This window comes from Shewanella mangrovisoli (genome assembly GCF_019457635.1).
Lineage (GTDB): Bacteria > Pseudomonadota > Gammaproteobacteria > Enterobacterales > Shewanellaceae > Shewanella > Shewanella mangrovisoli.
This window is the reverse complement of the sequence record NZ_CP080412.1, coordinates 2,537,678-2,551,440: the sequence shown is the minus strand read 5'-3', so window position 1 is coordinate 2,551,440 and position 13,763 is coordinate 2,537,678. Positions and strand designations below refer to the sequence as shown.

11 protein-coding genes are annotated in these 13,763 nt (G+C 47.9%); 10 read left to right on the top strand and 1 reads right to left on the bottom strand.

The annotated features are described in order from the left end of the window. Positions 1-224: 224 nt before the first annotated feature. Positions 225-1,259: a protein-methionine-sulfoxide reductase catalytic subunit MsrP gene (msrP, locus tag K0H60_RS11160; RefSeq protein ID WP_220055753.1), complete on the top strand. Its 1,035-nt coding sequence runs from the start codon at positions 225-227 to the stop codon at positions 1,257-1,259. 111 nt (positions 1,260-1,370) lie between these two features. Next, on the top strand, positions 1,371-2,018 hold the full coding sequence (gene msrQ, locus K0H60_RS11155) for a protein-methionine-sulfoxide reductase heme-binding subunit MsrQ (protein ID WP_220055752.1): 648 nt from the start codon (positions 1,371-1,373) through the stop codon (positions 2,016-2,018). Positions 2,019-2,109: 91 nt separating this feature from the next. Here msrQ and gloA read toward each other — a convergent pair whose 3' ends face one another. Further along, on the bottom strand, positions 2,110-2,520 hold the full coding sequence (gene gloA / locus K0H60_RS11150) for a lactoylglutathione lyase (RefSeq protein ID WP_220055751.1): 411 nt from the start codon (positions 2,518-2,520) through the stop codon (positions 2,110-2,112). A gap of 705 nt (positions 2,521-3,225) precedes the next feature. Between gloA and dmeF the strand changes: the two genes are divergently transcribed. The 8 genes from dmeF (at position 3,226) to K0H60_RS11110 (ending at position 13,686) form a co-directional block, all read left to right on the top strand. After that, the gene (gene dmeF / locus K0H60_RS11145; protein ID WP_220055750.1) at positions 3,226-4,452 is read left to right on the top strand and encodes a CDF family Co(II)/Ni(II) efflux transporter DmeF; all 1,227 of its coding nucleotides are present in this window, start codon (positions 3,226-3,228) and stop codon (positions 4,450-4,452) included. Beyond that, a complete protein-coding gene (locus K0H60_RS11140; protein WP_011622868.1) occupies positions 4,452-4,913 on the top strand; it encodes a MarR family winged helix-turn-helix transcriptional regulator in 462 nt (153 codons plus the stop codon). The genes dmeF and K0H60_RS11140 overlap by 1 nt, the downstream gene beginning before the upstream one ends. A gap of 247 nt (positions 4,914-5,160) precedes the next feature. After that, the gene (locus K0H60_RS11135) at positions 5,161-7,254 is read left to right on the top strand and encodes a prolyl oligopeptidase family serine peptidase (protein ID WP_220055749.1); all 2,094 of its coding nucleotides are present in this window, start codon (positions 5,161-5,163) and stop codon (positions 7,252-7,254) included. Positions 7,255-7,513: 259 nt separating this feature from the next. Next, the gene (locus tag K0H60_RS11130) at positions 7,514-9,139 is read left to right on the top strand and encodes a phosphoethanolamine transferase (protein WP_220055748.1); all 1,626 of its coding nucleotides are present in this window, start codon (positions 7,514-7,516) and stop codon (positions 9,137-9,139) included. Positions 9,140-9,293: 154 nt separating this feature from the next. Continuing rightward, positions 9,294-10,322 (top strand): GGDEF domain-containing protein, encoded by a 1,029-nt coding sequence (locus K0H60_RS11125; RefSeq protein WP_011717177.1) that lies wholly within the window; start codon positions 9,294-9,296, stop codon positions 10,320-10,322. Between the two features lie 240 nt (positions 10,323-10,562). Then, positions 10,563-10,997: a MarR family winged helix-turn-helix transcriptional regulator gene (locus tag K0H60_RS11120; RefSeq protein ID WP_220053228.1), complete on the top strand. Its 435-nt coding sequence runs from the start codon at positions 10,563-10,565 to the stop codon at positions 10,995-10,997. A 56-nt stretch (positions 10,998-11,053) separates the two neighbouring features. Further along, positions 11,054-12,109, top strand: a complete 1,056-nt coding sequence (locus K0H60_RS11115; RefSeq protein WP_220055747.1) for an HlyD family secretion protein — start codon at positions 11,054-11,056, stop codon at positions 12,107-12,109. Then, a complete protein-coding gene (locus K0H60_RS11110) occupies positions 12,106-13,686 on the top strand; it encodes a DHA2 family efflux MFS transporter permease subunit (RefSeq protein ID WP_220055746.1) in 1,581 nt (526 codons plus the stop codon). The genes K0H60_RS11115 and K0H60_RS11110 overlap by 4 nt, the downstream gene beginning before the upstream one ends. Positions 13,687-13,763 lie beyond the last annotated feature (77 nt).

Below are 13,763 nucleotides of genomic sequence, written 5' to 3'. Positions count from 1 at the left end.
AGGCTTCAAGTGCTTTAATTAACAATCTGTTTAGACGATGACTCAAATGAGCAAGACTTAGTCGCTTAAGTTGAGATACTGTGAGGGATGAAATTTTTTTGCTGTTATCTGTGTCTATATCCCTACAGCTTATCAACACAGGTAAATGTACCTGAGGCTTTTTGGGCGAGCGCAGAGGGTGAGTCAGCGCCGGTACATAACATTTATTTTTGCAGAGGTGTCAATTGGCTAATCAATCACGTTTTACACCGGGTATTTTGAAAAAAGCGCGCTGGCATATCCAAGATAATCAAGTGACACCCGAGTCGGTGTTTAAGGCGCGCCGTCACATAGTCAAAGCCATGGGTCTTGGCGCGATTGGGGCTAGCGTTCCGGGTTATGTGCAGGCGGGATTATTCGATCTGTTTGGCGAACAACCCAAAACCAGCTTTATCACTACTCCATTGACCTTCGAGGCCAATGGCCGCTTTGGTAAGGACGAAGTGCTGACTCCCGTCGATAAGGTCACCACCCACAATAACTTTTACGAGTTTGGCACCAGCAAACAGGATCCGTCTGATAACGCCCAGCAGTTTAAGGTCGACCCTTGGCAATTACGTATCGAAGGCGAAGTGGAGCGCCCCATGACCCTCGATTATCAAGATCTGACTAAGCTGTTTCCGCTGGAAGAACGCATTTACCGCCTGCGCTGCGTCGAAGCTTGGTCCATGGTGATACCTTGGGTAGGCTTTCCGCTAGCCGCTTTATTGAAAAAAGTCGGCGTGACCAGTAAAGGCAAGTATGTTGCCTTTGAAACCGCCTTCGAACCTGAGCAAATGCCGGGGCAAAAGAGCCGTCTAATGGGCGGTGGCATTCATTATCCCTATGTGGAAGGCTTAACCATTGCCGAGGCGATGAATGAGCTGACGCTGATGTCGGTCGGACTCTATGGTAAAACCTTGCCGCCGCAAAACGGCGCGCCTATCCGCTTAGTGGTACCTTGGAAATACGGTTTTAAGAGCATTAAATCCATCGTCCGCATTCGGGTGATGGACAAGCAGCCGCCCACCAGTTGGAACCAGCTTGCGCCCCATGAATATGGCTTTTATGCCAATGTGAACCCAGCGGTGGATCATCCCCGTTGGTCACAGGCGAGCGAGCGGCGCATCGGCGAGGGCGGTTTGTTTTCGGCAAAACGCATCGATACTCAGCCCTTTAATGGTTATGGCGAATTTGTCGCCTCGTTATATGAAGGTATGGATTTGAGGCAGTTTTATTAACTCACTTGACGGCTGTTGTTTAGGCGCCATTGATTGCGCTTATTGAACGAGCTGCAATATCTAGCAGCATACTGGCTAGTACCTTGAAAGAGTTAAAAGAGTAGGAGTCCTATGTTCAATATCACGGCGTTAAGAGTCACGCCAAAACAGCTGCTCTGGGTAAAGTTAGTCTTTCATTTGATTGGGCTTATCCCGATTGCTTGGTTGGTTTTTACAGTGCTGTCGGGCCGTGCGGGCGGCGATCCCGTGCAGCATATTATCCACTTTACTGGCATTGGCGCTTTAAATGCGTTGGCGGCCACACTGCTGATTTCCCCCCTTGCTAAGGGATTAAAATTAGGCTGGTTGATGCAGACACGCCGCTTAGTTGGTTTGTACGTGTTTGCCTATGCGACCTTGCATATTGTGGCGTTTTTTAGTTTAGATCTGCTGTTTGCCTGGGAGCTATTCTTCAGTGAAGTGGCGAAGCGGCCTTATATTTTAGTCGGTGCACTGGCCTATGTGATTGTTACCGCGCTAGCCCTGACATCCTTTAAAGCCCTGATGCGTAAAATGGGCCGCCGCTGGCAAACGCTGCACAATGGGGTATATATCGTGGCGATACTGGCGCCGATTCATTTTTATTGGTCGGTAAAATCCGAAATTATTGAACCGAGTCTGTATATCCTTGGCTTTAGTTTGTTGCTCGCGTGGCGTTTGCCCATTTGGCAGAAGAAGCGCAGCAGCCGTATCGCCATGGCCGCCGAGGGCAAGCGGTAATCCCTAGTATTGGCATTTATTCATGAGTAAAGAAAACGGCGTTTGCAGGGTATGCAAACGCCGTTTTATATCAGGCGGGAAGGTAATAGGCTTAACCTAAACCTTGGGTCGCCGATTTCATTTGAATAAATTCAATCTTATAACCGTCGGGGTCTTCCACAAAGGCGATTTCAGTGGTGCCACCAGCAACAGGGCCGGGTGTGCGAGTCACTTTACCACCCGCAGCGGCAATGGCTTCGCAGCGGGCATAAATGTCTTCATCACCGATGGCAATATGACCAAAGGCCGTGCCGAGATCGTATTTTTCCGTTCCCCAGTTGTAAGTCAACTCGATGACGGCCTGGCCCGTTGATTCTTCACCGAAACCCACGAAGGCGAGGGAATATTTGTACTCTGGGTTTTCTGAGGTGCGGAGCAGCTTCATGCCCAGCACTTGAGTGTAAAAAGCGATACTGCGTTCTAAGTTACCGACGCGAAGCATGGTGTGTAACAGTTGTGACATAGGATTATCTCGGTCAATGAATTACGGCGGCAGTATATCAAAATTTGCCGTAAATCATGCCGGAATGTTAATCGAATAAATGGATTGCCCGGTCTTGATTTCGATAATTGCGTGCGCTAGGGAAGTTATTGCTTTGTGAGCTGCGTCACTGTGTTTGGCGGTGCGGTGTGAAAAGTGCACGATTATTTAGCTCTTGCTCACAAAATAACTATCTCAATATAGGCATTTATCTCAGCCTTGATAATAATGGGGTTATACCAACTAGGAGAGTGAATATGAACACCGAACTAAAAATGGCGCTAGGTACAACAGTTGTAATTGCTTTATTTTTCAGTGCATTCTTTGTATCCATGTTCTGATATTGCCTTCAAATCCCTTCCCATGCAGAGGCGCTTAAGTCGATTGATTTAAGCGCCTTTGTGTTATTTGCCTTATCGTTTTTATCGCTGCCACGTTTCGAGTTTATGCCTTGTCTATCCGAGCCTTGTGAATGTGGTTGGTACTTTGCTGCGTTTAAAATTTTGTGATTTGTTGCAACACTTATGCAAATAGTTTGAAAAATGATTATTTTGATATTTATATATTTTGATTTTCAAACTAAACTGGCGGCAGAAGTCATCAATCACCACAGCGTGTTTGCTCTTGCTGCATGAATTTACGCTTACACATTTATGCAAGCTAGGGCAAAGCGCTTAGGAAAAAATAATGAAAACAACATCTTCAACCGAGAAGCCGATGCAGAGTACTGGGCTTGGGCATTCTGTCGCGCAGTGGCAACATTCCCATGGATTTTCTAACCAAAATACCGCAGGCGAAAAAAATACCCGTTATGTGTTGTATCTCACCGTGATTACCATGGTGGCCGAGATTGTGGCGGGAACCATTTATGGCTCTATGGCCTTGCTGGCCGATGGTTGGCATATGGGCACCCACGCCGCCGCCTTTATGATCACCTTATTTGCCTATTCCTATGCCCGTAAGCATGCCAATGATCCGGCCTTTGCCTTTGGCACTGGAAAGGTGAGTGTGCTTGGCGGTTACACCAGCGCCATCGCCTTGGGCTTAGTGGCCTTAGTGATGTTAATTGAATCGGGTATGCGCTTGATTAACCCTGAGGATATTCACTTTAATGAAGCGATTTTTGTCGCCCTGATTGGCTTAAGCGTGAACGTATTAAGTGTGTTCCTGTTGAAGGATCATCATTCCCATGACCATGGACATTCACATGGGCATTCACACGGCCACTCGCATGGACATTCGCACAGTCACTCACACGACCATGATCACGACGATGAAGATGATGACCATAAGGATCATCAAGATAATCATTGCTGCCATGGGCACGATCATCATGCTGCTGACCATGACCATGACCATGACCATGACCATGACCATGACCATGACCATGACCATGACCATGACGACCATTCACACAGCCAGGCACAGGGTCATTCCCACGGGCATTCACACGGTCATTCGGGCCATGATCACAATCTAAGGGCGGCTTATTTCCACGTATTAGCCGATGCGTTAACCTCAGTGCTGGCGATTGCAGCGCTGTTATTCGGTAAATATATGGGCTTAACCTGGCTCGATCCGATTATGGGGATTGTTGGCGCGATTATTATCAGCCGCTGGTCATGGGGGCTTATCCAACAGACCAGTCCAATTCTGTTGGACGGTGGGGTAAAGGCCTCGCTACAGCGCAAAGTGCGTGAGGCCATTGAGGCGGTACCGGATCATCAAGTCGCCGATTTACATATTTGGCGCGTGAGTGCCGATCACCATGCTATGATGGTGTCCATTGTGTCTCACTCACCGAAAGAAGCCAGTTATTTTAATCAGTTACTGACTAAGTTCCCTGAGTTATCCCATATTACCATTGAGCTGCATACTTGCCGTCAACGTGAGTGTGTGGCTAAGGAAGCCTAATGACAGTTGCACACCCGCATGATGCTTTATCAGCCGCGTCCGCCCATTCTACGGATCAGGCCCTGAACCATGTGATTATTGAGTTTTATGAAAAATTATCATCGTGGGAGCATGCTATTGTGCGCGATAAGGGGTTTAGCTTATCGCAGGTCCACACAATAGAGTTGTTGGGTGTGCACGGCGCGATGCGAATGAAGGAACTGGCCGACAAAATCGGCGTGACCACAGGCACGCTCACAGTACAAATCGATAAAATGGTCGAATCCCAATGGGTGATGCGCCGTCCCCATGAGAGTGACAGACGCTCGATTCTGGTCGAGCTCACCGAGAAAGGTCAGGCGCTGTTCCTCGAGCATGATGCGCTGCATTTGCAATTAACGACCGATCTCACCGCTAAGATGAGTGCAGAGGAGCGCAGCTTACTGCTGAGTCTGCTGACGCGGATGAACCAAGAGTTTTAATGGCAGAGTTAGCTCGCCATTCAATATCGATTAAAGCGCCCCGATGGGCGCTTTTTTATGGCATAACATCTCGAATATTTTCGATTCACTCTCGATTAATCATCCGTGATTACAATATCTTACCTTTTGTTACATTCTTGTTGTATTAAAGGTTGAACTGGAGGTCAATTAAGGTAATGTAGGGCAGAAATCAAGATGGACTCAATTTAAGGGCTCTGTTCAAGGACTCTGTCTAAAAAGGAATAACATGAATCGTAAATTACTGCCTTGGTGCATTGCAGGGGTACTCACTATGAGTGGTCAACTCCACGCCGAAGAAGACAAATATATTTGGCTCGAAGAGGTTGAAGGCGCAAAGCCGATGGAGTGGGTTAAGGCCCAAAATGCTACTTCTGCCGCCGAAATAAAAGCCTTCAAAGGGTTCGATACTTTAGTTGCCAACAGCCTCGCTATCCTCAATGACAAAGAGCGTATTCCTTACGCCACCCATATTGGCGATAAGCTGTATAACTTTTGGAAGGACGATACCCATGTGCGCGGGATTTACCGTCGCACTACGATGGAAGAATACGCCAAGGCGGATCCAAAGTGGGAAACCGTGCTCGATGTCGATGCCTTAGGTAAAACCGAAGCGGTCAACTGGGTGTTCAAGGGGATTGATTGCCAGTATCCACAGAATCAGCGCTGTTTTGTGTCCTTATCCCGTGGCGGCGCCGATGCGGTCGAAGTGCGTGAATTTGATTTAAGCACCAAAGACTTTGTGCCCGCGAAAGATAAACCTTTCTTCTTAAAAGAAGCGAAATCTAGCCTTAGTTGGATTGATACCGATCAGGCCTTTGTCGGTACCGATTTTGGCGATGACCAAAGCATGACGGACTCGGGTTATCCTCGCGTGGTGAAGTTATGGCAACGTGGTACGCCGCTCGAGCAAGCGAAAACTATTTTCAGTGGCGACAAAACCTCGGTTGCGGTGTCGGGTTGGGTGATGTTTGACGACAAAACTCCGCTGAGCCTAGTTACTGAGGCGCATACCTTTTACACCGCCACTCAATATGTTTACCAAGACGGCAAACTGACTAAGCTGCCGCTCCCACAAGATGCCGAGATCAAAGGCTATTTCCAAGGCAAATTGTTTATTGAGCTTAAGGGTGACTTAGCAACACCAGTAGCGACATTCAGCCAAGGCGCCGTGGTGTACGCCAATGTGGCGGATTTGATTGCCCAAAAAGCATCCTTTACTGAATTTGTCAGCCCAACGCCGACCGCATCAATCGCCCAGCTAAGTTTCAGTAAGAGCGCTATTTTTGTTAATTGGCTCGATAACGTGAAGAGCAAACTGGTTCGCTACGAGCAAGACGCGAAGGGCGCATGGCAAAGTACGCCCGTCCCCTTTGAGGCCAATGGCGCGCTAACCGTGATGGATATGGAGCGCGACAGCGATGATTTCTTTGTTAATTACACAAGCTTCCTTGAGCCATCGAGCCTGTATACCGTCAATGCTAAGGCGCTAAAACCGCAAAAGATGAAAGGTATGCCTCAGCAATTTGCGGCGGATAAATTTACCACCGAGCAGTATTTTGCGACCTCAAAGGATGGCACCAAAGTGCCGTATTTTGTGGTGATGGCAAAAGATCTTAAGCTCGATGGCAGCAATCCAACACTGCTTTATGGTTATGGTGGTTTTGAAGTGTCACTGCGCCCAGCCTATTCTGCAACCATTGGTAAAAACTGGTTAGAGCAGGGCGGTGTGTATGTGCTGGCGAATATTCGTGGTGGCGGTGAGTATGGGCCTGCGTGGCATCAAGCGGCACTTAAGCAGAATCGTCATAAGGCTTACGAGGACTTTGAAGCCATCGCCGAGGATCTCATCGCCCGTAAGATTACCTCGAGCAAGCATTTAGGTATTCAAGGTGGCAGTAATGGTGGTTTGTTGATGGGCGCCGCTTTTACCCGTCGTCCCGATCTCTACAATGCCGTGGTCTGCCAAGTGCCGTTACTCGACATGTACCGCTTCAATAAGTTACTCGCCGGCGCAAGTTGGATGGGGGAATACGGTAATCCCGATGTTCCTGAAGAATGGGCCTACATTAAAACCTATTCGCCATACCATAATCTGCACAAGGACACCCAGTATCCTAAGGTGTTCTTCACTACCTCAACCCGTGATGACAGGGTACACCCAGGACACGCGCGTAAGATGGTAGCCAAGATGAAGAACATGGGCATCGATGTGCTTTACTATGAAAATATCGAAGGTGGACACGCAGGCGCTGCAGATAATAATCAAGCTGCGGAACTAAATTCGATGGCGTTTGCCTACTTATTACAGCAGTTAAAATAATCGTGATGCGTGACAGCAAAATTTTAACAATTCGCGATTAATACCGAGCAAGTCCCTATAGGTTGGGGAGCAAAAAACGGTCGAATGCCTTGAGGTTCGGCCGTTTTTTTAATCCGTATTTTAACTTGTTAATAATATTAATCATTTTATTGAGTAGGCCAAGTTCAGTTGCTAAGATGACATTCATTTTTAGGCATAAGATTCCCTTAAGAAAACTAAGCTAGTTTCGGCCCACTATTTATTTAAGAGAGCATTACCAGTGCTGACGAGATTTAAAACTCTAACCGTGAACCGCTTCACCTTTATCACCGCATTATTTTACGTTTGCGTTTTTAATATCCCACTCTTTGAAGTCATCAAGAAAGGCATTGAAAAACAGCCCGATGTGGAGCCGATTTTTATCGCATCCATGCCACTGTTTTTAACCTTTGCACTGAGTTTTGTGTTTTCGCTGTTTACGGTGAAATACCTGGTAAAACCCTTTTTCATCATTCTCACGCTGCTGTCATCTAGCGTGTTTTTTGCGGCGCTCAAATACAATGTCGTGTTCGACTACGGCATGATTGAAAACACCTTTCAAACCAACAGCGCCGAAGCCTTGATGTATGTGAACTTTGCTTCTATCCTCAACATGCTGCTCACGGGGATTTTACCCGCCTATTTGATTTACAAAGCCGATATCCAATACAAGCCATTTTTCAAAGAGTTGCTGCATAAAGTCTTGTTTATGCTGGCGATGCTAGCGGGGCTTGGGATTATCGCCTTCTTCTATTTCCAAGATTACGCCGCCTTTGGCCGCAATAACGATGAGATCAAGCGTTATATTGTGCCGACCTATTTTATTGGTGCGGCCGCTAAGTACATTAATGTGCACTATTTGCAAACGCCGATTGAATACCAACAACTGGGCTTGGATGCCAAAAATGTTACAACCAATGCCAATGGTAAACCTAACCTGTTAGTGCTGGTGGTGGGCGAGACAGCCCGTTCAATGAACTATCAATACTATGGTTATGATAAACCGACCAATGCTTACACAGAGGGACAAGGCTTGATTGCCTTTAAAGATACCCATTCCTGCGGTACGGCCACTGCGGTCTCGCTGCCTTGCATGTTCTCGCGTATGGGACGTGAGGATTACGATTCTCGCCGCGCCTATGCCCAAGACACGGCCATCGATGTGTTAAATCACGGCGGGATTAAAGTGCAGTGGTTTGATAATGACTCTGGCTGTAAAGGGGTATGCGATCAGGTTGAAAACATCACTATTGACTTGAATAGCGATCCAGAACTCTGCTCGGGCCAATATTGTTTCGACCAAGTGCTGCTCAATAAACTCGACGAAGCCTTAGCCAATGCGGAGCAGAAAGACACTGTGATTGCCCTGCATGTGATTGGCAGCCACGGGCCGACGTACTTCCTGCGTTATCCACCAGAGCACCGTAAATTTACGCCGGATTGCCCGCGTAGCGACATTCAAAACTGCAGCGCCGAAGAGCTGATGAACACCTATGACAACACGATTTTGTATACCGATTACATTATCAGTGAAGTGGTGAATAAGCTTAAACAGCAACAGGCTAAGTTTGATACCGCCATGTTCTATGTGTCGGATCACGGCGAATCTCTGGGTGAGAAAGGCATGTATTTGCATGGCGCGCCGTACGGTATTGCGCCGATTGAACAGACCAGTATTCCTATGCTGGCCTGGGTGTCGGAGGATTTCAGCCAAGACAACCATTTGAATATGGCGTGTTTAGCCAAAGAGGCCGAGAAGGGCGGCTTCTCCCACGACAATCTGTTCGACAGTCTGCTGGGATTAATGAATGTTCAGACCCAAGTGTATCAGCCTAAGTTAGATATTTTTGCTCGCTGCCGCGGCTAAGTTCAGCGGGTATGTGAATACATAAAGGAGGATGGCAACATCCTCCTTTATTTTTTGCGCCTTATCATAATAATTATTGTGTCCCGTATCCAAATCGAAGCAGTTGAGTTAACTTAAGTTATACAAAAAAATAACAACACTAGGTGCGCGACTCATGTCATCTCCTGCTGCCACTAAAGAGCTCGATTCAGCGGCGCAAATTTTGCGTTTAGCCGTGCCACAAATGTCGGCGCTCGATATTCCGGTTACCCCAGAGAATTACACGGTTTGGTATGAGTATTTTGCCCAGACGAATCTCGACTTAAATCGCGCTATCGATGGCTTTCTGGCGAATAAAGTGGTGTTCACTAAGGAGGTAAATACCAGTCTGTATAAGAATTTTATTCAAGAGAAATCCCCCGAAGTTATCGAGAACGTTCAAATTGAAACTCAGATATTGATCAACTCGCTGATCAGTAAAATCACTCAGTTAAATCAGGGAACGGAGGCATTTTCAAGCACTCTGGCGGACTTTGGCCTACAGCTTCAGACTAAGCCGGATGTGTGCACGCTCAATCAGTTAGTGGATGGGGTGATTGATGAAATGCAAAGTTTACTCGTCAATAACCAAACCATGGAGCAGAGCCTGAGCGCCATGGGGCAGGAGGTACAAAACTTAAAGACCGAAATGGAAAATTTAAGTTTGGCGGCGATGACGGACCAATTAACCTCATTGCATAACCGCCGCGCCTACGAGATTGCCATTCAAGATCATATCCACCGCGCCGAGCAGCAACATACCCGTTGCAGCTTATTACTCATTGATATTGACCGCTTTAAAGTGTTTAACGACAACTATGGCCATCAAGTGGGGGATAAGGTGTTAGCCTATGTGGCGCTCGCCCTCAAACAATGTGTGCGGGGGGATGACTTTGTCGCCCGCTATGGCGGCGAAGAATTTGTGGTGCTGTTGCCCAATACCCATTTCCACGATGCGTTGCAAGTGGCCGAAACCCTAAGGGAGCGGATTTCTGAGCGGCGCTTAGCCATAGGTAAAGATAAAAAACTCTCCTTGGGCGCCATCACTGTGTCTATCGGTTTAGCGTCTTTGCAGGAAGGCGATGATGCCGATACCTTGTTTAGCCGAGCGGATAAAGCCTTGTATGAAGCCAAATCCGATGGGCGCAATTGTGTCCGTGGTTAGGTTTTACCGCAAAGCGTTAGGTCATTCACGCCCTTAACTTGTTCCTGTGCCTTTAAGTGCTTTGAGTCAGATAGTCGTTGGAATCACTCGATGAACAAAGATTAATGCCCTATTTGATCAATAGCTTAACCCTTAACTCCGTCTGACTTTGCATTTTGTTACCTTTGTTGATTGTGCTGGCAATTGCTTTACATACGATGTCATCCATATAATAAGCAATGCTTACTATGTGGATGGCTTATGAAAACCTCATCAAATACCCTAGGCGCGCTCTTAAGTGATATTACCCGCATGATGCGCCGCGTGTTCCAAGAAACCTATAGACCCACGGCGGATTGCTCGCTGACGTTATCGCAGGCAAGAGCCTTATTACATATCGCCCGTAATGAAGGACTTAAGCAGATTGAGTTGGCGGATCGCCTCGAAATTAAACCTATCACGGCCGCGAGATTAATCGATGTGCTGTGTGACGCTGGGCTGGTTGAACGTAGGCCTGATGCCAAGGACAGGCGCGCTTTTCAGCTATTTTTGAAAGAAGCGGCAGCGCCCCATTTAGCCGAAATTGAACGTGCCGTGACGATTGTCTACGCCCAAGCCTTTAAAGGATTCGATGAAGCAGAGTCGGACACTGTTATCAGGTTGTTGTCGCAAATCCATAAAAATTTTTCAGCTTAATCAAAGCTGATAACCCATCCCTGTGATAGACATTTAGTGAAGAAGTTGGAGTTGTAATGAGTGACGCAAATCCTCAAGCACCTAAAGCGAATATGCGTAAAAAGCGCGGCGTATTACTGATTGTGGTGCCGCTGTTATCCGTGCTGGCCATAGGTGCGGTTTACCTGCATGGCGGCCGCTACATGGAAACCGATAACGCCTATGTGAAGGCGGATAAAGTGCCCGTAAGCGCGCAAGTGGCCGGGAATGTCGACAGCTTGTATGTGGTCGAAAACCAACGGGTTGAGAAGGGGCAAGTGTTGTTTCGCCTCGACGATGCCATGTTTAAGGTGATGGTCGATAAGGCGAGTGCCAAATTGGCACAGGTCAAGACGGATTTAGCGGTACTCAAGGCGAGTTACCATGAGAAGCAAGCCGAAATCACTCTGGCAGAGACCAAGTTAACCTTTGCCGAGAAAGAGCAAAAGCGGCAGGAGAATTTGATCGGTAAACACTTTGTGTCTGAATCTCAGCTTGAAGATGCAAGGCAAAATACCGATATTGCGCGGCAGAATATTCAGACACTGCAAAAAGACTTACACCGCATTGCTGAAAGCTTAGGCGGCAGCCCCGATTTTCCGATTGAACAACATCCTAGCTATTTAGAAGCCTTAGCCCAATTAAACGAAGCCAAGCTTGATTTAAGCCGTGTGGAGATTAAAGCCCCAGTATCAGGCGTCGTCAGCCAACTGCCAAAGCTTGGACAATATGTGAATGTTGGCGCCATCGCTTTAGCGCTAGTGGCCGATCATGCCCTCTGGATTGAGGCTAATTTCACCGAAACCGATTTAACCCACGTCAAACCCGGGCAAAAGGTCAATATCCATATCGATACCTTTCCTGATAATAGCTGGCAAGGTACGGTCGAGAGTTTAAGTCCGGCTACGGGCGCTGAGTTCTCGCTGATCCCCGCGCAAAATGCAACCGGCAACTGGGTGAAAATCGCCCAGCGCGTTCCGGTGCGAATTGCCATTGATACCGCGCTGCCCGAGGCGCCGCTGCGTGCCGGATTAAGCGCCGTGGTGGATATCGATACTGAATATCAACGTCAGTTGTTGGGTTTTAGTCTGTGAGTCAGCAAGTGATAGCAGGCCAAGGTAATGCCCAAGCTGAGCCCGTTAACGCGAGCGGTGCTTTGCAAACCAATACCCAAAAGCCCGAGCAACATCTAGGGTTTATCACGCTTTCGGTGATGCTGGCGACCATTATGCAGGCGCTGGATACTACGATTGCCAACGTGGCCTTGCCCCATATGCAGGGCAGCATGGGGGCGACTCAGGATCAGATCTCTTGGGTGTTAACCTCCTATATTGTGGCCGCGGCGATTTTTATGCCGCTGACGGGTTTTTTAACCGCTAGGCTTGGGCGTAAACGGGTATTTATGTGGGCCGTGGTGGGCTTTACGATTGCCTCTATGCTGTGCGGTGCAGCGCAAAACCTTGAGCAAATTGTGTTATTTCGCTTATTGCAAGGGGTGTTTGGTGCCAGCTTAGTGCCTTTATCCCAATCGGTATTACTCGACAGTTACCCGCCAGAGCGCCATGGTTCCGCCATGGCCCTTTGGGGCGTTGGGGTCATGGTCGGGCCGATTTTGGGACCATCCCTTGGTGGTTGGTTAACTGAGTATTACAACTGGCGCTGGGTGTTCTATATCAACCTGCCTTTTGGGCTATTGGCCTGGTTTGGTCTTGCCGCCTATGTGAAAGAAACGCCGCTGGACCAAAGCCGCAAGTTCGATTTACTCGGCTTTGCCATGCTGAGTCTGGCCATTGGCGCCCTGCAAATGTTGCTCGATAGGGGAGAATCCCTCGATTGGTTTTCCAGTCGTGAAATTGTTATCGAAGCCATTATTGCTGGCATGGCGTTTTATCTGTTTATTGCCCATATCTTTACCCATAAACATCCCTTTATTGAGCCGGGGCTGTTTAAGGACAGAAACTTCAGTGTCGGGCTTATCTTCATCTTTATCATCGGGATTATTCTGCTGGCGACCATGGCCTTATTGCCGCCGTTTATGCAGAACCTGTTAGGTTATCCTGTGATTGATGTGGGGTACTTGCTGGCGCCAAGGGGCGTCGGCACTATGATCGCCATGATGACTGTGGGTAAGCTTGCCGGCAAAGTGGATGTGCGCTACCAAATCTTTTTAGGTTTGATGCTCACCATTTTGTCCCTGTGGGAGATGACGGGCTTTAACACCAATATTACCGGCTGGGATATAGTGCGAACTGGGGTTATCCAAGGTCTTGGCTTGGGCTTTATCTTTGTGCCGCTCTCGACCATTACCTTTGCAACCTTAGCGGCAAAATACCGTAATGAGGGGACTGCGCTCTTTAGTCTGATGCGTAATATCGGCAGCAGTATAGGGATCTCCGTGGTGATCACCTATCTTGCCCAGCACACACAGATGAATCATGCGGCGTTTGCCGATTACATTCATCCCTTTAGTTTTGCGCTTAAGCACGCCGTTGATCTTCATGCTGTTGATTTATCGACGACGCAGGGCATGGCCTTACTCAATGCCGAAGTGAATCGTCAGGCGGCTACCTTGGCCTATTTGCAGGACTTTAGGTTAATGATGTGGGTGACGTTATCCGCCGTGCCCTTAGTGTTTCTGCTTAAAGGCGTGCATAAAAAACCAAAGCATTAAGGCGACCAGTAAATCGGGGTTTAGTGGCATCACCTAAGCGCTCACTGCATGAAAAATAAAAAACGCCGCATCTTTTG

Bases quoted from the DNA above. Each gene is read 5' to 3' on its own strand.
- msrQ (WP_220055752.1), top strand. From the start codon at position 1,371: ATGTTCAATATCACGGCGTTAAGAGTCACGCCAAAACAGCTGCTCTGG.
- gloA (WP_220055751.1), bottom strand. From the start codon at position 2,520: ATGTCACAACTGTTACACACCATGCTTCGCGTCGGTAACTTAGAACGC.
- dmeF (WP_220055750.1), top strand. From the start codon at position 3,226: ATGAAAACAACATCTTCAACCGAGAAGCCGATGCAGAGTACTGGGCTT.
- K0H60_RS11140 (WP_011622868.1), top strand. From the start codon at position 4,452: ATGACAGTTGCACACCCGCATGATGCTTTATCAGCCGCGTCCGCCCAT.
- K0H60_RS11135 (WP_220055749.1), top strand. From the start codon at position 5,161: ATGAATCGTAAATTACTGCCTTGGTGCATTGCAGGGGTACTCACTATG.
- K0H60_RS11125 (WP_011717177.1), top strand. From the start codon at position 9,294: ATGTCATCTCCTGCTGCCACTAAAGAGCTCGATTCAGCGGCGCAAATT.
- K0H60_RS11120 (WP_220053228.1), top strand. From the start codon at position 10,563: ATGAAAACCTCATCAAATACCCTAGGCGCGCTCTTAAGTGATATTACC.
- K0H60_RS11115 (WP_220055747.1), top strand. From the start codon at position 11,054: ATGAGTGACGCAAATCCTCAAGCACCTAAAGCGAATATGCGTAAAAAG.